The organism is Streptomyces sp. JLBJ103, assembly GCF_058215575.1.
In genome coordinates, this window is record NZ_CM177089.1 from 4,361,032 (window position 1) to 4,378,226 (window position 17,195).

Below are 17,195 nucleotides of genomic sequence, written 5' to 3' on the forward strand. Positions count from 1 at the left end.
GGCTGTGTCGATGTGCGGCTCCGCTCCCGGCCGCGGATCGGGCGGGCCGTGCCGCCCGCGGCGTCCGCGGTCGGTGGGTACCCGTGCCGGGGTCGGCCGCGCTCGTTCCGGCCGTGCGGCCGTGGGGCCGCTACGCCTCCAGCGCCCGCAGCTGGGCCAGGAACCACTGCTGCGGGGGCAGCGCCGTGGCCGCCGCGGCGAGGCGTCCGGTGCGGGCGGCGCGCTCGGCGTCGTCCATGCGCAGGGCCTCGTGCAGTGCCGCCGCCGTGCCCTCCACGTCGTACGGGTTCACCACCAGCGCGTCCTCGCCCAGCTCCGCGTAGGCCCCCGCCTCGCGGGACAGCACCAGCGCGCACCCCCGCTCGGAGACGACCGGCACCTCCTTGGCGACCAGGTTCATCCCGTCCCGGATGGGGTTGACCAGCGCCACGTCGGCCAGCCGGTAGGCGGCGAGGGAGCGGGCGAAGTCGTCCTTCACATGGAGGGTGACCGGCTGCCAGCCCTCCGTGCCGAACGCCGCGTTGATCTCGTCCGCCACGGTCCGCACCCGGGCCGTGTAGTCGCGGTAGACGGCGAGGTCCTGGCGCGAGGGGTAGGCGAACGCCACATGGACCACGCGCTCGCGCCACTCGGGGTGGAGCTCCAGCAGCCGCCGGTAGGCCAGCAGCCCCCGCACGATGTTCTTGGACAGCTCGGTGCGGTCCACCCGGACGATCGTCTTCCGGCCGGGGCCGATCTGCGCCCGCAGCGCGGAGAGCCGTTCGTCCACATCCGCCGCGCGCGACCGCTCACGCAGGAACTCCGCGTCCGCGCCCAGGCCGTGCACCCCGAGCCGGGTCTCCCGCCCCCCGAACCGCACCGCCGTGGCCGTGCCGCCGCCGTCCCGGACGATCTCGGCGCCCAGCACCGCCGCACAGCAGTCGGCGAAGGCCGTGGCCCAGCGCTCGGTGAGGAACGCCGCGCGGTCACCGCCGAGGATGCCGCGCAGCACCGCCTCCGCCACCTCGTCGGGCAGCAGCCGGTAGTAGTCCGGCGGGGCCCACGGGGTGTGCGAGAAGTGGCCGATCCGCAGATCGGGGCGGCGCTCCCGCAACAGCTCCGGCACCAGCGCCAGGTGGTAGTCCTGCACCAGCACCACCGCGCCCTCGGCCGCCTCCTGGGCGAGCGCGTCCGCGAAGGCCGTGTTGTACGTCTCGAAGGCCGCCCACTGGGCGGCGGACTCCGCGTCGAAGACCGGCTCCACCGGGGTCTGGTAGAGCAGGTGGTGGACGAACCACAGCACCGAGTTGGCCACGCCGTTGTACGCGGCGGCGAACACATCCGGCGCGATGTCCAGCATCCGCACCTGCTGCCCGCCGGTGTCGGCGGCGTCCAGATGACCGCTCCCGGCGCGCCGGGCCGCCTCCCGGTCGCCGTCGCCGAGCGCCGAGCACACCCACACCGCACCGGCGTCCGGACCGATCGCGCTGAGGCCGGAGACCAGCCCGCCGCCGCCGCGCTTGGCGGAGATCGTGCCGTCCTCACCCAGCGAATACGAGACCGGGCCGCGGTTGGAGGCGACGAGGATCTGGGCAGTGCGCGGGGCAGCCATGTCGCGAGCCTAGCCATCGAGCACGCCGCGCAAACGTGCGTGCGGTCTCTCGGCCCATAGGGCGTACGCGGCGTCCGGCAGGGGCGCGCGGCCCGCCTGGCGGCCCGGTCCTCAGCGGCCTCGCTGACGTCCGGTGCGCTTCGGTTGCGTCCCGAAGGGGTGCGGGGCCGTGTCGGTGTGCGGCTCCGCCGCGTGGGCGCGACCGGCCACGACGCCGCCGCGGACGAATGACGGCACCTCGCGGCACTTCCCGCGGAGCGCTTAGGCCGCCCGCCGCTCCGCGTACTCCGGGATCTCGATCATCGGCGGCCGCTCCTCGGTGTCCACGGCCGACGTACGCGGCTCGAAGCCGTTCTCGCCCCGGTCGAACTGGGTCAGCCGTGGCCGCACCAGATGGCCGCGGGCCAGCCGCAGCTGCGCCGTGCGGTAGATGGCCGCGGCCATCCGGCCCAGCGCCTGCCCGTCCTGGTGGCGGTGTTTGCGCACCCCGATGTCCACCTGGGCCAGCGCGTCGAGGCCGACCGTGTGCAGCGAGTCCACCAGCAGCCCCAGCTCCACCCCGTACCCCACGGGGAACGGCAGCCGCTCCAGCAGCGAGCGCCGCGCCGCGTACTCCCCGCCCAGCGGCTGTACGAATCCGGCCAGCAGCGGCCAGTGCAGATTCAGCAGCGGACGGGCGACCAGCTCGGTGACCCGGCCGCCCTGTCCGGCCGCGTCGCCCAGCGGCCGGTCGTACATCCCCTTGACCAACTGCACCTCCGGGTCGGTCAGCAGCGGACCGACGATCCCGAAGACGAAGCGCGCGTCGAACTCCCGCAGGTCGGCGTCGATGAAGCAGACGATCTCGCCGTTGGTGGCCAGCAGGGAACGCCACAGCACCTCGCCCTTGCCCGGCAGCGCGGGCAGCCGCGGCAGCAGCGAGTCGCGGTGGACCACTGTCGCACCGGCCGCCGCGGCGACCTCCGCGGTGCGGTCGGTGGAGCCCGAGTCCAGCACGACCACCTCGTCGACGAGCGGCGCCGCCCCGTCCATCAGCTCACGGCGGATCACCGCGGTGATCTCCCCGACCGTCGCCTCCTCGTTCAGCGCGGGCAGCACCACGCTCACCGAGCTGCCCGTGGCATGCTTGGCGGCCAGCAGGCGGTCCAGCGGACGGTCGTCGGCCGACCAGGAGCGGCGGTCCAGCCAGCGCTCCACCTCATCCAGCACCTGTCTGTCTCCCTGCTGCTGTGATCACTTGTGATCGCCGCTGTGATCCATCTCGCGCTTCGGACGGCTGTCTCAACCCTCCGGGGCTTCGGTTACAGTCTTGAACAACGCGCAGGACCGTCATATGTCGGGGTCGACCCGGCTGTATGGCGCCCATCGCGCGGACAAACGCCCGGGCCCGAGCCCGGTGCCATACCGCTCATCCAGAGGGGCAGAGGGAACGGCCCGTTGAAGCCCCGGCAACCCTCCAGCTGGTCTCGTTCTCGTAGCGAGGCTCCCAGCTAGGGAAGGTGCCAATTCCGTCTCGTGGCGAAATGCGTCCCGAGGAAGATGAGGAGAAAGGGCCTCGCCTCCATGGCTGTGCAATCCGTCGAAAGCTCGACCACTTCCCCCGCCGCTTCCCCGGCTTCCGAGTTGCCCACGCCCTCCTTCGGCCCCGCCGTCGCGCTGTCCTGTCGCGAATGCGGTGAGCGCTTCGACCTTGGCCCGATCTTCGCGTGTACGGCGTGTTTCGGCCCCCTCGAAATCGCGTATGACCTGCCGACCGGCGACCCGGAGGGCCTGCGCCGACGGATCGAGGCCGGTCCGAACAACATCTGGCGCTATGCCCCGCTCCTTCCCGTCCCGGCGGACGTGGCGGACACACCCAGCCTGAATCCAGGGTTCACCAAGCTGGTCAAGGCCGACAACCTCGCCCGTGAACTCGGTGTCACCGGTGAGCTGCACATCAAGGACGACTCCGGCAACCCGACCCACTCCTTCAAGGACCGGGTCGTCGCCATCGCCGTCCAGGCCGCCCGCGCCTTCGGCTTCACCACCCTGTCCTGCTCCTCCACCGGCAACCTCGCGGGCGCGGTCGGCGCCGCGGCCGCCCGCGCGGGCTTCCGCTCCTGCGTCTTCATCCCGCACGACCTGGAGGCGGGCAAGGTCGTCATGGCCGCCGTCTACGGCGGTGACCTGGTCGGGATCGAGGGCACCTACGACGACGTCAACCGCTTTTGCAGCGAGCTGATCGGCGACCCGGCGGGCGAGGGCTGGGGCTTCGTCAACGTCAATCTGCGGCCGTACTACGGCGAGGGCTCCAAGACCCTGGCCTACGAGATCTGCGAGCAGCTCGGCTGGCGGCTCCCGGACCAGATCGTCATCCCGATCGCCTCGGGCTCCCAGCTGACCAAGATCGACAAGGGGCTCAAGGAGCTGATCCAGCTCGGCCTGGTCGAGGACCGCCCCTACAAGATCTTCGGCGCCCAGGCCGAGGGCTGCTCCCCGGTCTCCGCCGCCTTCAAGGCCGGTCATGACGTGGTGCGTCCGCAGAAGCCGAACACCATCGCCAAGTCGCTGGCCATCGGCAACCCGGCGGACGGCCCGTATGTCCTGGACATCGCGCGCCGCACCGGTGGGGCCGTGGAGGACGTCACCGACGAGCAGGTCGTCGACGCCATCAAGCTGCTGGCCCGCACCGAGGGGATCTTCGCGGAGACCGCGGGCGGGGTCACCGTCGGCGTGACCAAGAAGCTGATCGAGGACGGGCTCCTCGACCCGGCCCTGACGACCGTCGTCCTCAACACCGGCGACGGCCTCAAGACCCTCGACGCGGTGGCCCCCACCACGGGCCCCTCCGCCACCATCCGACCCACCCTTGACTCGTTCCGAGAGGCTGGCCTCGTATGAGCGTCAATGTCCGAATCCCGACCATCCTTCGCACCTACACCGGCGGTCAGGCCGAGGTCAGCGCCGAGGGCGCGACCCTCGCCGAGGTGCTGGCGGACCTGGAGAAGAACCACCAGGGCATCTCCGCACGCGTCCTGGACGACACCGGCAAGCTGCGCCGCTTCGTGAACGTCTACGTCAACGACGACGATGTGCGTTTCGCGGACGGCCTGGGGACGGCCACTCCGGACGGCGCCGGGGTCTCGATCATCCCGGCGGTCGCGGGCGGCTGCTGACCCCTGATCACCTTTTCACTATCGGAATCGCCCCGTCCGGAGAAAAACGGACGGGGCGATTCCGTGTGTGGAATCGCGATACAGTTGGCCTGATTCCGAACAGGCCGAAGGCTGGAACCGCATACGGAACCCGTCAAGTTGTGCGCGAAATGTGAGCATGATTTGTCGGGTTGGTGCCCTATGTCCGGCCCGACTTGTCCCCCCTTCGTGAGAATCCTTCACTTTTGGGCTATCGGCCGCGCCCAGAATTCTCGTCCGATTGACCTGTTGCACAGGGCGTTGGGACGGATACATTCAGCGGCGGTCGACGCGTTCCGGCGCACACCCTCCTGACCGGGTGGGTGAGGTCTGACCCGGGTCCGCGGAGTGCGGTCCTGCGCAAAAAGGGCCAGCAATAGGGGAGTTAGGAATGGCTCAGGGCACCGTCAAGTGGTTCAACGCGGAGAAGGGGTACGGCTTCATCGCGGTCGACGGTGGTGCGGACGTGTTCGTCCACTACAGCGCGATCCAGATGGACGGCTACCGCACCCTCGAGGAAGGCCAGCGGGTGGAGTTCGAGATCTCGCAGGGTCAGAAGGGCCCGCAGGCCGACATGGTCCGCGTGGCCGTTGGCTGACGCGCCGACGCGACGCAGCTGACTGAAGTGTCAGAGGGCCCGCACCCCGACGGGGGTGCGGGCCCTCTGGCGTTGGCGCTCCGGACGCCCCTCCGGGTGCCCGCATCCCCCCATGGACGCCCTGCGGGCGCTTGCGCCCACCCGTCACCCGGCCACCGCCCCCCCATGGACGCCCTGCGGGCGCTTGCGCCCACCCGTCGCCCGACCACCGCCCCCCATGGACGCCCTTCGGGCGCTTGCGCCCACCCGTCACCCGGCCACCGCCCCCCATGGACGCCCTGCGGGCGCTTGCACTCTCATGGGTCGAGTGCTAATCATTGCGTTAGCACTCTCCGAGTGAGAGTGACAGAAGGACCGGGTCGGTGAGGCCCGCCAATGCTGTACGGGGCAAGGAACCGCACGGCAGGCAGGCCGTCCGTCGCGGGCGCCAGCGCGGTCCGGAGCAATCCGCCCCCACGGCCTGACGGCCTGGGAGGTACCCCCTAAGTCTTGGGAGGACCACTTCACATGGCCAAGATCATCGCGTTCGACGAGGAGGCGCGGCGCGGCCTCGAGCGCGGGATGAACCAGCTCGCCGACGCCGTCAAGGTCACCCTCGGCCCCAAGGGCCGTAACGTCGTCCTCGAGAAGAAGTGGGGCGCCCCCACGATCACCAACGATGGTGTATCCATCGCCAAGGAGATCGAGCTCGAGGACGCGTACGAGAAGATCGGCGCCGAGCTGGTCAAGGAGGTCGCGAAGAAGACGGACGACGTCGCCGGTGACGGCACGACGACCGCGACCGTCCTCGCCCAGGCGCTGGTCAAGGAGGGCCTCCGCAACGTAGCCGCGGGCGCCAACCCGATGGCCCTCAAGCGCGGCATCGAGAAGGCCGTCGAGGCCGTCTCCGCCCAGCTGCTCGAGCAGGCCAAGGACGTGGAGACCAAGGAGCAGATCGCCTCCACCGCCTCCATCTCCGCCGCCGACACCCAGATCGGCGAGCTCATCGCCGAGGCGATGGACAAGGTCGGCAAGGAAGGCGTCATCACCGTCGAGGAGTCGCAGACCTTCGGGCTCGAGCTCGAGCTCACCGAGGGCATGCGCTTCGACAAGGGCTACATCTCCCCGTACTTCGCGACGGACATGGAGCGTATGGAGGCGTCGCTCGACGACCCGTACATCCTGATCGTCAACTCGAAGATCACCAGCGTGAAGGACCTCCTCCCGCTGCTCGAGAAGGTCATGCAGTCCGGCAAGCCGCTGCTGATCATCGCCGAGGACATCGAGGGCGAGGCCCTGGCGACCCTGGTCGTCAACAAGATCCGTGGCACCTTCAAGTCCGTCGCCGTCAAGGCTCCGGGCTTCGGTGACCGCCGCAAGGCCATGCTCGGTGACATCGCCATCCTCACCGGTGGCACCGTCATCTCCGAGGAGGTCGGCCTCAAGCTGGAGAACGCGGGCATCGACCTGCTCGGCCGCGCCCGCAAGATCACCGTCACCAAGGACGAGACCACCATCGTCGACGGTGCCGGCGACACCGACCAGGTGCAGGGCCGCGTCAACCAGATCCGCGCCGAGATCGAGTCCTCGGACTCGGACTACGACCGCGAGAAGCTCCAGGAGCGCCTGGCGAAGCTGGCCGGCGGCGTGGCCGTCATCAAGGCCGGTGCCGCGACCGAGGTCGAGCTCAAGGAGCGCAAGCACCGCATCGAGGACGCGGTGCGCAACGCCAAGGCCGCCGTCGAGGAGGGCATCGTCGCCGGTGGCGGCGTGGCCCTGCTCCAGACCGTGTCGGTCTTCGAGAAGCTGGAGCTCGAGGGCGATGAGGCCACCGGTGCCCAGGCCGTCCGCCTGGCGCTCGAGGCCCCGCTGAAGCAGATCGCGGTCAACGCCGGCCTCGAGGGCGGCGTCGTGGTGGAGAAGGTGCGCAACCTGACCCCGGGCCACGGTCTCAACGCGGCCACCGGCGAGTACGTGGACCTCATCGCCGAGGGCATCATCGACCCGGCCAAGGTCACGCGCTCCGCGCTCCAGAACGCCGCGTCGATCGCCGCGCTGTTCCTGACCACCGAGGCCGTCATCGCCGACAAGCCGGAGAAGGCCGCCGCGGCGGGCGCTCCGGGCGGTATGCCGGGCGGTGACATGGACTTCTGATCGACGTCTTCGTCGGTCGAACCGTCCTGAGTACGTCGGGGCGGCACCCTCTCCCAGGGGTGCCGCCCCGACGGCGTTTCTACCTCGCGGCACTTCCCGCGCAGCGCTCAGCGCGCCCGCGCTGCCTCCAGGGCCGCGCGCAGATGGCCGCCCGCCTCGCCGAGCAGCTTCTCGGCGGTCGGCGCGTCCACCTCACCCAGGATGGTGAGGATGGCGTTCTTGGTCTCGCCGTCCGTGGCCGCGAGCGCGCTCTCGACGCGTTCGTCCGGGGCACCGGTGGCCAGTGAGACGATCCGGCGCGAGCGTGCGCGCAGCTTCTCGTTGGAGGCGCGCACATCGACCATCAGATTCCCGAAGGTCTTGCCCAGCCGGATCATGGTGATCGTCGAGATCATGTTGAGCACCAGCTTCTGGGCGGTACCCGACTTCAGCCGGGTCGAGCCGGTGACCAGCTCCGGCCCCACCACGATCTCGATGCCGTGGTCGGCCGCCGCGGCGAGCGCCGAGCCCGCGTTGCAGGACAGCCCGACGGTGAGCGCGCCCTTGGAGCGGGCGTGTTCGACCGCGCCGACGGCGTACGGGGTGCGGCCGGAGGCCGAGATGCCGACGACCGTGTCGGCCTCGCCAACGCCGAGCCGGTCGAGGTCCCCGGCGGCCAGCTCCTTGCTGTCCTCCGCCCCCTCGGCGGAGTTCACCATGGCCTCCGGCCCGCCCGCGAGTACACCGAGCACCTGGCCCGGCGGGGTGTTGAAGGTGGGCGGGCACTCGCTCGCGTCGAGCACCCCGAGCCGCCCCGCGGTGCCCGCGCCCGCGTACAGCAACCGGCCGCCGCGGGACATCCGGGCGGCGATGTCGTCGATGGCGGCGGCGATCCGGGGGAGCTGGGCGGCGACGGCGGTGGGGACGGCGGCGTCCTCCCCGTTCATGATCCGGGCGATCTCCAGCGTCTCGAGCCGGTCGATCTCGGCGAGTTCGGGGCGGAACGCCTCGGTGGTGAGCGTGTCCAGCTGGGCCCGGAGCTGTGCCGGGCTCTGGCTCCGGCCCTGGTCGGCGGCGGAAGTCATGCGAAGCGGCTCTTTCCGTGCGGGCTGTGGTCAGCGGTGGTCAGCGGTGGCCGGGGCGCGGGTCGTGCCGGTGGGCGAGCGCCTCGTACGAGGCGGACAGCGCGGGCGCCGCGGACTCGTATGTACGCTGTGCGACCCCGATGAACAGGCAGTCCACCACCAGCAGTTGACTGGTCCGGCTGGCCATGGCCGCCGGGCGCAGCTCGCTCTCGCGGCCGGTGGAGGTGGTGAGGACGAAGTCCGCGTAACTCGCCACCTCGCCGTCCGGCCGTCCGGTGATCGCGACGGTGGTCGCCCCGCGTTCGAAGGCGGCCCGCAGCGGTTCGATGACGTCCGTGGTGCGGCCCGAGTGGGTGATCGCGATGGCCACGTCGCCCGAGTGGAGCTGCACGGCGTTGGTGACCGCGAGATGCGGATCGGCGTGGGCATGGGCTATCAGCCCGATGCGCAGGAGCTTCTGGACCAGATCCTGGCCGACCAGGCTGGAGGCGCCCACACCGTAGACATCGATCCGGCGGGCGGTGGCGAGCGCCGAGACGGCCGCCTCCAGCTGGCTGGTGTCCAGTGCGGCGGCGGTGTCCGCCAGACACTGCTGCTCCTCCTGCGCCAGCTTGGTGATCACATCGGGGATCGGGTCGTCGACCGCGATGTCCGCCGTGACGGCCGGGGCCCGTCCGGCCGCCTGCTGTGCGGCCAGTGCGGCGAGGGCGAGGCGCAGATCGCGGTATCCGGGGTAGCCGAGCAGCCGGGAGGTGCGTACGACGGTGGCTTCGCTGGTACCCGTCCGCTCGGCGAGCGCGGTGACGGTGAGCGCGGCGCAACCGGCCGGATCACCCGCCACCGTCTCCGCGACGCGCTGCATGGAGCGGGTCATGGAGGGAGCCAGCGTACGGACCTTCGCCGCGAGGGCGGCCGGTGCGGGAGCGGGGGCCTCGGACGGGGTGAAAGTTTCCTTCAGCTTACTGCTCACATCTGAAAACTATTTCCGCTCCTGGTATCCGTCAACCCTTCGACGACACCTCCGCCCTCCACTGGCGGAGTGCCTACGGAGGGTGATGGGCGGGCATCAGAATGAAGCAAAGGTGACAATGGGACCCATGAAGCTCGAACACGCACTGCACGCGGCGCGTGCGCTCGTCCTGGCCGATCTCGCGGCGGGAAATGTCGCCCAGGCGGACATCGTCTCGCTCGTCGAGGACGCGATCGCGCACCGGCGGTGGTGGGTCGAGCAGTGGCCCGAGGGCGTCGCGTATGTGGCCGGACTGGTCGCCCAGGACGTCCAGGACGCCCTGCTGGAGCGTTACGGCCGCTGGCCGCTGTGCCCCGTCTGCACCGAGGGCGGAGATCTCCACGCCCTCGACGTGGAGCCGGAGTTGGGCCCGGATCCGCACTGGGTGTGCGGCAAGACGGCGGTCGCGGTGGCGCGTGTGGGTTCGCTCGGAACCACCCTCTGATGGCCGTACTGATCGACCCGCCGACCTGGCCGGGCCATGGCCGGATGTGGTCGCACCTGGTCAGCGATGTCTCATACGACGAGCTTCACGCGTTCGCGTCCCGGATCGGCGCGCCCCGCCGCGGTTTCGAACGGGACCACTACGACATCCCGAGCGAGCTCTACGAGGCGGCGGTCCGGGCCGGGGCCGAGGAGGTCGGCAGCAAGGAGCTGCTGCGTCGGCTGACGGCAGCGGGTCTGCGCCGCCCGAAGCGGCGGCGCGCGGCAGGGGCGTAAGGGACGCCCCCGCCGCGGGCCCCCGTCACGACGGGGCGCGTCGGGGATGGGGGCGCACCCGTGGTGAGGACCTTGCCGGGAGGGGCACCTCGCCGGTGAGCGGGACTCTCGTTGGCGGGAACGGCGCCGCGTATCAGTGCGTGGCGCGCGCGGACTCCGTGTCCCGCGCCGCGGTCGCCCCCATGACCACGCGCGTGGCGCTCTCCGCCTGGTGGACCCGGGAGGCGAGCGCGGTCGACCCGATGGCGAGCGTGGCCATCACCGCACCGGTCCAGGCCACCGCCGGATAGCCCCAGCCCGCGTTGATCACGAGTCCGCCCAGCCAGGGGCCGACCGTGTTGCCGATGTTGAAGGCGGCGGTCGTGGTCGCCCCCGCCAGCGTCGGGGCGGCGTTCGCCACGTTGAACATCCGGGCGTTGAGCGCGGGCGCGGTGAAGAAGGCGGTGAACCCCAGGAGCAGCGCGAGGGTCACGGCCGCGACGGGGTACCGCGCGGTGAGCGCCAGCACGGCCAGGACGGCGGCCGAGGCCGCTATGCCGACGTACATCGTGCCGAACAGATGGGCGTCCGCGATCCGCCCGCCGAGCGCCGTACCGATCAGCGCCCCCACCCCGAACAGCGCCAGCACCGTCGGCACCCAGCTCTCCGCGAGCCCGGCCACGTCCGTCAGCAGCGGCGCGAGATACGAGAACAGGCAGAAGACGGCGCCGCCGTTGAGCGCGGTGCTGATCAGCGCGAGCCAGACCTGCCGGTCGCGGTAGATCCGCAGCTCGTTCCGCAGCCGCGGGGTGTCCTCACCGGTCGGCACCTCCGTACGGGGCACCAGCGCGACCACGCCCACCAGACCCAGCGCCGACAGCCCGGCCACCGCCCAGAACGCGGCGCGCCACCCGGCGTGTTGCCCGAGGAGCGCCCCCGCGGGCACCCCCGCGATGTTCGCGATGCTCAGGCCCCCGACCATCACCGCCATCGCCCGCGCCCGCGCGTTCACCGGCACCAGCGACACCGCCACCGCCGCGCCCACCGCCCAGAACCCAGCACACGCCAGCGCGCTCACCACCCGCGACGCGAACAGCACCCCGTACGACGGCGCCACCGCCCCCGCCACCTGGCCGAGCCCGAAGGCGGCGAGCAACGCGATCAGCGTGGTCCGCCGAGGCAACCGCAACGTGGCCGCCGCCAGCACCGGCGCCCCCACCACCATCCCGACCGCGAACGCGGACACCAGCAGACCGGCCGTCGGAATCGACACCCCCATGTCCCGCGCCACGGGTTGCAGCAGCCCGGACAGCATGAACTCGGACGTCCCGAGCGCGAAGACGGACAGCCCGAGGACGTAGACGGCGACGGGCATGGGGGCGCGAGCGCTGACGTGCGAGGACATGCCGGGCACAACACGGCCTGGGGCTCGGGCATTCCATCCCCGAGCGGGTTTCCCGGCAGCTACCGTGTCCGCTCCGTCGAGACCGGTACACCACCGGACCACAGCTCTTCCGCGTGCTCCGCGAACCGGGAGAACATTCCGCCGTCTGCCTTCCGCCGCAGATGCATCAGTGGCGAGTCATGCCCCACGAGCCGGGTCAAATGGGGGGTGACCAGCGCCTGGTCATCGAAGCGGAAGACGGACAGCGAGATGCGATTCACCGCGTCGGCACCGCCGAACTCCGCTTGACGCCTGTCTCGGCTGAACACCTGCACACCGCGCTGTGCTACGCACTCAATGGCCAGCCGCCACCCGCTGAGGCTCCGGAGTGCCGTCGGCCGGTCCGCTACCCGGGTTGTCACTGAGGGGCCACGACGTCAGCAGGGATCTCAGGCGCGGAGCCAACGTCCCGGCGGTGGTCGTTGTCCAACTCATCGGTGTCGTTTTCGACGGGCGCAAGGAGCCGTCCACCCCTGCTCTCGGCGACCCGCAATGCGTCCGTCAGCGCCTCGACCAGTCGGCGGGCCAGGAAGCGAAGTTCTCCGACGCCTACCTTCTCATCGTCGAGCAGCGCCCTGGCGTGCCCGAGCAGTTGGGCGCCCATGTCGAGCTGAAGTGCCTCGATCTCGTCTGCCTTCAGGCGCAACCGGCTGTTGTCGTCGTCAGTCGACAAGTAGCAGGGCTTGCCCTCTGGGCTGGACCATGGCAGAAGGCGTAGGCCGTTCATGACATCAGCTCCACTCAGCTGTTCCCCGGAGACCTTAAATGGGCACCGTGTGTAGTCAATTGGTGACCAGGGCAACGCGACGGCCAATAGAATGAGACGCCTTGAACGGCAGCGTGCAAGTCTGCGACCTGCTGCGACGCTGGCAGTGATCACATAGCGAGAGGTCGCAGCGTTGGACGAGACGACCCCACCCGCTCACTTAAATCCGCTCCAGCGCTTCGGTCAGACCGAGTGAGCTGCTCAGGGCGCATGCGTCGTCCCCGGATCGATCACTGACCCTGATCAAGACCCTGGCGAAGGAGTACCGCGCATGGTTGCCGACTTGGATCTCACCGCTGCCGAGTGGAGCAAGTCCTCGTACAGCGACGCCAACGGCGGCCAGTGCGTCGAGTTCTCCCGCACCTTCGCCCAGACCCACGGCACCGTCCCGGTCCGCGACTCCAAGTCCCCGCACGGCCCAGCGCTGATCCTCTCGGCACAGGGCTGGTCGTCGTTCGTCTCCGCCGTCATACGCGGCGAGTTCCCTGTCGCCTGACCCTGGTGCTCTTACCCGAACCAGCCCTCCGCCTCGTGCGTCATGCCGAGTCGTGTGGCGAACAGGGCCACTTTGTGAAAGGTGGTCCGGTGTCGCATGGCGACGGAGGCTAGAGCGGGGAGGGGGCAAACCTACGCCCCCAACAGCTCCAGCTCCGTCGCCATGTTGCGCCGGGCCGTCTCCTCCCAGCGGTCGTGGGCGACCGCGGTACGGAACAGCCGGGGCAGGCCCAGCAGATGGCGCAGCACATTGGCGCGGCCCTCGCGGAAGGCGTCGTCGGGGACGAAGCCGTACTCTTCGCGCACCGCGGCCGCGTAGGCGCCGTACTGCTCGGGGGAGCCCGCCAGTACGGCCAGATCGGCGTCGCAGAGGACTTCGGCGTTGGTGTCGCCGGTGGCCGGATCGTGGTCGGTGGTGAGGCGGACCAAACGGGCCACCTCCTCGGTACGGGCGTCGGGGACGCCGGCTTCCGGGAGGGCCCGCTCGGCCAGTCGCGCGCTGCGGTCCTCGTTCGTCGAGCGCTCGGGCAGATAGACCGCGTCGTGGAACCAGGCCGCGAGGCGGATCGCGTCGGGGTCGGGGGCCGCGACATGGGCCAGCAGCTCGTCGATCCGGTCCAGCACCGCGATCAGGTGGTCCGTCGTGTGGTACTTGCGCTGGGGTTCGGCCCAGCGGGCGAGCAGGTCTTCGCCGTACGGGGCCGCAGCGGGCTCGGTGACCTCGCGGGCGCTGGTCAGCAGGGTCGTCCAGCGGGCGAGCAGGGTGTCATGGGCGGGGTGGCGCGCAGGGGCGGACATGAGCCAATTGTGGGGTACCGGTTTCGTCCCAGGTGGGGTGTGGCAAGCTGAAGAGCATGTCTAGACCAATTCTCGAGGTGATCGCGCTCCACCCGGCGGACGCGATCGCCGCACAGGCCGGTGGGGCGGACCGCCTCGAGCTGGTCACCGACATGGCCGCCGATGGGCTCACCCCTTCCCGTGAGACCTTTGCCGCCGTCCGGTCGGCCGTGGACATTCCGGTGCGGGTGATGCTCCGCGCCTCCGACGGCTTCGCCGCCGGGGACGCCGCAGCTCTCGACGCCCTCTGCGGGAGCGCCGCCGCCCTCCGCTCCGAGGGGGCCGATGAGTTCGTTCTCGGGTTCCTGACCGAGAGCGGCGACGTTGATCTCGCCGCCGTCCGCGCTCTCACCGACGTCATCGGTGCCGGGCCCGGCGTCGACGAGAGCCGCTGGACCTTCCACCGAGCCATCGACCGTGCCGCCGACCGCGACGCGCTCCGCAAACAGCTCGCCGACCTCCCCGGTCTGGATACCTACCTCACCGCCGGATCGGCCCTCGGCATCGACGACGGGCTGCCCACGCTCCTCGTCGAGGCAGCCCGTACCGGCCTGCCCGGCTACGAGCCGTGCATCATGGCTGGTGGCGGACTGCACCTCGGCCATCTGTCCGCCCTCCGCACGGCAGGGATCGACGCTTTCCACATCGGCGGTGCAGCCCGCCCCGACGGATGGGACGGTCCCGTGGACGCCGCCACCGTCAGCCTGTGGCGCAGCGCGCTGGACGTTCCCGTTCCGGTGGGCTGAACGGGCAGACGGCGACGGCGAGGAGGGGGCGGGGTCGCAGGGGCGGGAGCCTGGACACTACGTGTATTTGTGGCGCCAATCTTGGGGTGGCATCACGTCCGAGGGCACCGGCGCCTAAATAGACGGTCCAGGCCCCGCCCCGGAGGCCCCGGCCCCGCACCCGCCCCCCAACCGCTCCGCACCCACCCCTACCGCAACCGCTCCGGCAACCCCGCCCCATGCACCACCGTCAGCCCCGACACCGCCCGCGTCAGCGCCACGTACAGCCGTCGCAGCCCGGTCCGTTCGTCCGGTTCACCGTCAACGACCGCCGCCGGTTCGTCCAGTACCACGTAGTCGTACTCCAGACCCTTCGCCAGCGTCGCCGGGACCAGGGTGAGCCGGGCCTCCGCGCTGGTCTCCTCGCCCGGTGCGAGATACGTCAGGCCCGCCGCGGCAAGTCGCTCCGCCAGCACCGGGATCCGGGCATCCGCGGCGATCAGACCGATCGAGCCCTCGTGCGTCAGCGCCTCCCGGCAAGCCGCCACGACCGCGTCGTCGAGCCCCGCCGGGTCCACCTCCCGCACCGCGAAGTCGCCTGCCGCCTCGCGGATGGAGGTGGCCTCGGTCAGGTCGGGGGCGATGTCCGGCAGCAGCCGCGAGGCGTAGGCGATCACTTCGCGCGGCACCCGGAAGCCCTGGGTCAGCTCCTCCACCGCCGCGTCCGGTTTGCCGAGGTGGGACAGGGCCTCCTGCCAGCTGGCCGTCGCCCAGGGGGTGGTGCCCTGCGCGAGGTCGCCGAGGATCGTGGCCGAGCCGGTGGTGCAGCGGCGGCCGACCGCGCGGTACTGCATGGGGGACAGGTCCTGCGCCTCGTCCAGGACCACATGGCCGAGGGAGTGGGTGCGTTCGATGAGGTCAGCTGCCTCGTCGATCAACACCGTATCCGCCGCGGACCACTTCGCCGACTTCACACCGCGGGCCGGCTTGGCCCACAGCACGGCCTTCTGCTCATCGGCGTCGAGGATCCCGTCCGCGTGCTCGGCCAGGAAGTCGGCGTCGGAGAGCAGCCGCAGGACCAGCTTCGCCGGGTCGACGGCGGGCCAGATCGCCTTCACCGCCGCCTTGACCGCCGTGTTGCGGGCCACCGCGTCCTGGACCCGGTCGTCGGGTGCCTCGCCCGCCTGTTCCATACGGACCAGCACCGCGTGGGCGATCCGCTGCGGCAGGGCGTCACGGGCCGCGCCGTAGCGGATATTGCGGGCCAGCAACTCCTGGACGATCTCCTCCAGTTCGTATGCGGGCACTCGCCAGCGGCGGGAGCCGCGTACCACCACACAGGGCTCGGCCGGGGTGGTCACATGCGACCGCAGCGCGCGGCGCAGCACCTCGGCCATCCGTGCGTCCCCCTTGAGGCGGGCCGCCTCGGCGGTGTCGGTGCCGCGCACCTCCACATGGGCCACCAGGTCATCCACGGTCGCCTGGGCGACCTGCAACTCACCCAGCGCCGGAAGGACTTGCTCGATGTAGTGGAGGAAGGAGCGGTTCGGGCCGATGACGAGGGTGCCGGAGCGGGCCAGCCGCTCGCGGTGGGCGTAGAGCAGATACGCCACCCGGTGCAGGCCCACCGCCGTCTTCCCGGTGCCCGGTGCCCCCTGGACGCAGACGGTGCCACCGATTCCGGCGCGGACGATCTCGTCCTGCTCGGGCTGGATCGTCGCGACGATGTCCCGCATCGGGCCGACGCGCGGGCGCTCGATCTCGGCCTGGAGCAGTCTGCTGGAGTGCTCGGCCTCGGCCGGGTCGCTGAGGCGCTCGTCCTCGTAGGCGGTCAACTCGCCACCGGTGTAGCCGAAGCGGCGGCGCAGCGCGATGTCCATCGGCGCCTTCTTCGACGCCTGGTAGAAGGGCTGGGAGACGGGGGCGCGCCAGTCGATGACCATGGGGTCGCCGTCGGCGTCGTGCACATGCCGCCGTCCGATGTAGAACGTGTCCGATGAGCCGTCTCCGGCGGCGGGCGGCTCCTCCACGGCCCCGTCGACACCCTCGGCCGCGTCCGTTTCCTCCGTCCCCTCCGCCGCCTCCGCGCCCGGGGTGTGGAGATAGTTCAGACGGCCGAAGAAGAGCGGGGTGTCGGCGAGGTCGGCAAGCGCCTTGATGCGCTCCTCGACCTGGTGTTGCAGCGCTACGGAGTTGACCCAGTTGGCGGTGACGTCGCGGAGGTCGAGGGCCTCGACGTCGGCGCGCATGGCGCGCAGGGCCGCGCGGGACGCGGCGAGGTGGGAGCGTTCCCGGGCGAGCGGGCCGGACGGGCCGGACGGGTCGGTCGGGCCGGACGGGTCGGTCCCGTCGGTCGGGTCGGGCAGATCGGATACATCGGACGGGTCGGTCGGGTCAGGGGCGTGCGAGGGCACGGCGTAGCCTCCGGCGGGGTCCAGCAAAGCGAGTGAAGAAAGGTGCGACGAGCTCGAGATGCCGACCGGTTTCCGACCGGGCGGCGGCTCTCCCCGTGATCGGGAGGCGGCAGACGCGCGATTGTAGCCAGGGCGGATCGCGGTCGCGAACGGTTTTTCCACCAGCCGGCCACCGGTTCGTGCACCCGGATGTCATCCCGTGGCAGGGGTCCGCCTCAGGGTTGGACTCCTCCCCCCGTAGGGGGCG

General features: G+C 71.0%; 16 protein-coding genes, 1 pseudogene and 1 riboswitch. Of the genes and pseudogenes, 8 read left to right on the forward strand and 9 right to left on the reverse strand.

What is annotated here, in order from left to right; genetic code table 11:
- Positions 1-130: 130 nt before the first annotated feature.
- Both AC4BEG_RS19270 and AC4BEG_RS19275 read right to left on the reverse strand, forming a co-directional pair.
- Positions 131-1,591 carry an alpha,alpha-trehalose-phosphate synthase (UDP-forming) gene (locus AC4BEG_RS19270; protein ID WP_490700988.1) on the reverse strand — a complete coding sequence of 487 codons (1,461 nt, stop codon included), beginning with the start codon at positions 1,589-1,591 and terminating at the stop codon, positions 131-133.
- 261 nt (positions 1,592-1,852) lie between these two features.
- A complete protein-coding gene (locus AC4BEG_RS19275) occupies positions 1,853-2,800 on the reverse strand; it encodes a glucosyl-3-phosphoglycerate synthase (protein ID WP_490700989.1) in 948 nt (315 codons plus the stop codon).
- Between the two features lie 196 nt (positions 2,801-2,996).
- A riboswitch (SAM riboswitch) is annotated at positions 2,997-3,137 on the forward strand.
- 17 nt (positions 3,138-3,154) lie between these two features.
- On the opposite strand from AC4BEG_RS19275, the gene thrC reads away from it, so the two are divergent.
- From thrC to groL, 4 genes are all read left to right on the forward strand, one after another.
- Positions 3,155-4,471: a threonine synthase gene (thrC, locus tag AC4BEG_RS19280; RefSeq protein WP_490700990.1), complete on the forward strand. Its 1,317-nt coding sequence runs from the start codon at positions 3,155-3,157 to the stop codon at positions 4,469-4,471.
- The gene (locus tag AC4BEG_RS19285) at positions 4,468-4,746 is read left to right on the forward strand and encodes a MoaD/ThiS family protein (protein WP_490700991.1); all 279 of its coding nucleotides are present in this window, start codon (positions 4,468-4,470) and stop codon (positions 4,744-4,746) included. Before thrC ends, AC4BEG_RS19285 begins: the two co-directional genes overlap by 4 nt.
- A gap of 409 nt (positions 4,747-5,155) precedes the next feature.
- Entirely contained in the window at positions 5,156-5,362 is a 207-nt protein-coding gene (locus AC4BEG_RS19290) for a cold-shock protein (RefSeq protein WP_009716982.1), read from the forward strand.
- A gap of 507 nt (positions 5,363-5,869) precedes the next feature.
- A complete protein-coding gene (gene groL / locus AC4BEG_RS19295; RefSeq protein WP_490700992.1) occupies positions 5,870-7,495 on the forward strand; it encodes a chaperonin GroEL in 1,626 nt (541 codons plus the stop codon).
- A 107-nt stretch (positions 7,496-7,602) separates the two neighbouring features.
- Here groL and murQ read toward each other — a convergent pair whose 3' ends face one another.
- Positions 7,603-8,559: an N-acetylmuramic acid 6-phosphate etherase gene (gene murQ / locus AC4BEG_RS19300; protein ID WP_490700993.1), complete on the reverse strand. Its 957-nt coding sequence runs from the start codon at positions 8,557-8,559 to the stop codon at positions 7,603-7,605.
- 40 nt (positions 8,560-8,599) lie between these two features.
- Positions 8,600-9,529 carry a MurR/RpiR family transcriptional regulator gene (locus AC4BEG_RS19305; protein WP_490700994.1) on the reverse strand — a complete coding sequence of 310 codons (930 nt, stop codon included), beginning with the start codon at positions 9,527-9,529 and terminating at the stop codon, positions 8,600-8,602.
- Positions 9,530-9,656: 127 nt separating this feature from the next.
- Here AC4BEG_RS19305 and AC4BEG_RS19310 point away from each other — a divergent pair, with 127 nt between their 5' ends.
- Together AC4BEG_RS19310 and AC4BEG_RS19315 are read left to right on the forward strand one after the other, a co-directional pair.
- Positions 9,657-10,013 carry a DUF8819 family protein gene (locus AC4BEG_RS19310; protein ID WP_490700995.1) on the forward strand — a complete coding sequence of 119 codons (357 nt, stop codon included), beginning with the start codon at positions 9,657-9,659 and terminating at the stop codon, positions 10,011-10,013.
- Positions 10,013-10,288, forward strand: coding sequence for a DUF4031 domain-containing protein (locus tag AC4BEG_RS19315; protein WP_490700996.1), 276 nt, complete (start codon positions 10,013-10,015; stop codon positions 10,286-10,288). The genes AC4BEG_RS19310 and AC4BEG_RS19315 overlap by 1 nt, the downstream gene beginning before the upstream one ends.
- Positions 10,289-10,421: 133 nt before the next feature.
- Here AC4BEG_RS19315 and AC4BEG_RS19320 read toward each other — a convergent pair whose 3' ends face one another.
- From AC4BEG_RS19320 to AC4BEG_RS19330, 3 genes and pseudogenes are all read right to left on the reverse strand, one after another.
- Complete coding sequence (locus AC4BEG_RS19320; protein ID WP_490707128.1) at positions 10,422-11,642, reverse strand: Cmx/CmrA family chloramphenicol efflux MFS transporter; 1,221 nt, start codon at positions 11,640-11,642, stop codon at positions 10,422-10,424.
- Positions 11,643-11,731: 89 nt separating this feature from the next.
- A pseudogene (locus AC4BEG_RS19325) lies at positions 11,732-11,938 on the reverse strand (XRE family transcriptional regulator); the annotation flags it as partial.
- A 131-nt stretch (positions 11,939-12,069) separates the two neighbouring features.
- Positions 12,070-12,384, reverse strand: coding sequence for a hypothetical protein (locus AC4BEG_RS19330; protein WP_490700997.1), 315 nt, complete (start codon positions 12,382-12,384; stop codon positions 12,070-12,072).
- A 364-nt stretch (positions 12,385-12,748) separates the two neighbouring features.
- Between AC4BEG_RS19330 and AC4BEG_RS19335 the strand changes: the two genes are divergently transcribed.
- A complete protein-coding gene (locus AC4BEG_RS19335) occupies positions 12,749-12,973 on the forward strand; it encodes a DUF397 domain-containing protein (protein WP_490700998.1) in 225 nt (74 codons plus the stop codon).
- Positions 12,974-13,104: 131 nt separating this feature from the next.
- On the opposite strand, the gene AC4BEG_RS19340 is transcribed toward AC4BEG_RS19335, so the two are convergent.
- On the reverse strand, positions 13,105-13,770 hold the full coding sequence (locus AC4BEG_RS19340; protein ID WP_490700999.1) for an HD domain-containing protein: 666 nt from the start codon (positions 13,768-13,770) through the stop codon (positions 13,105-13,107).
- 56 nt (positions 13,771-13,826) lie between these two features.
- On the opposite strand from AC4BEG_RS19340, the gene AC4BEG_RS19345 reads away from it, so the two are divergent.
- The gene (locus tag AC4BEG_RS19345; RefSeq protein ID WP_490701000.1) at positions 13,827-14,555 is read left to right on the forward strand and encodes a copper homeostasis protein CutC; all 729 of its coding nucleotides are present in this window, start codon (positions 13,827-13,829) and stop codon (positions 14,553-14,555) included.
- Positions 14,556-14,743: 188 nt separating this feature from the next.
- Here the strand turns inward: AC4BEG_RS19345 and AC4BEG_RS19350 are convergent, their stop codons facing one another.
- On the reverse strand, positions 14,744-16,948 hold the full coding sequence (locus AC4BEG_RS19350; protein ID WP_490701001.1) for a HelD family protein: 2,205 nt from the start codon (positions 16,946-16,948) through the stop codon (positions 14,744-14,746).
- Between the last annotated feature and the right edge of the window lie 247 nt (positions 16,949-17,195).

What these genes read in the sequence shown, in the direction of transcription:
- AC4BEG_RS19320 (WP_490707128.1), bottom strand. Translation starts at nt 11,642, where the DNA reads ATGCCCGTCGCCGTCTACGTCCTCGGGCTGTCCGTCTTCGCGCTCGGG.
- AC4BEG_RS19340 (WP_490700999.1), bottom strand. Translation starts at nt 13,770, where the DNA reads ATGTCCGCCCCTGCGCGCCACCCCGCCCATGACACCCTGCTCGCCCGC.
- AC4BEG_RS19335 (WP_490700998.1), top strand. Translation starts at nt 12,749, where the DNA reads ATGGTTGCCGACTTGGATCTCACCGCTGCCGAGTGGAGCAAGTCCTCG.
- AC4BEG_RS19310 (WP_490700995.1), top strand. Translation starts at nt 9,657, where the DNA reads ATGAAGCTCGAACACGCACTGCACGCGGCGCGTGCGCTCGTCCTGGCC.
- AC4BEG_RS19345 (WP_490701000.1), top strand. Translation starts at nt 13,827, where the DNA reads ATGTCTAGACCAATTCTCGAGGTGATCGCGCTCCACCCGGCGGACGCG.
- murQ (WP_490700993.1), bottom strand. Translation starts at nt 8,559, where the DNA reads ATGACTTCCGCCGCCGACCAGGGCCGGAGCCAGAGCCCGGCACAGCTC.
- groL (WP_490700992.1), top strand. Translation starts at nt 5,870, where the DNA reads ATGGCCAAGATCATCGCGTTCGACGAGGAGGCGCGGCGCGGCCTCGAG.
- AC4BEG_RS19285 (WP_490700991.1), top strand. Translation starts at nt 4,468, where the DNA reads ATGAGCGTCAATGTCCGAATCCCGACCATCCTTCGCACCTACACCGGC.
- thrC (WP_490700990.1), top strand. Translation starts at nt 3,155, where the DNA reads ATGGCTGTGCAATCCGTCGAAAGCTCGACCACTTCCCCCGCCGCTTCC.
- AC4BEG_RS19315 (WP_490700996.1), top strand. Translation starts at nt 10,013, where the DNA reads ATGGCCGTACTGATCGACCCGCCGACCTGGCCGGGCCATGGCCGGATG.
- AC4BEG_RS19290 (WP_009716982.1), top strand. Translation starts at nt 5,156, where the DNA reads ATGGCTCAGGGCACCGTCAAGTGGTTCAACGCGGAGAAGGGGTACGGC.
- AC4BEG_RS19270 (WP_490700988.1), bottom strand. Translation starts at nt 1,591, where the DNA reads ATGGCTGCCCCGCGCACTGCCCAGATCCTCGTCGCCTCCAACCGCGGC.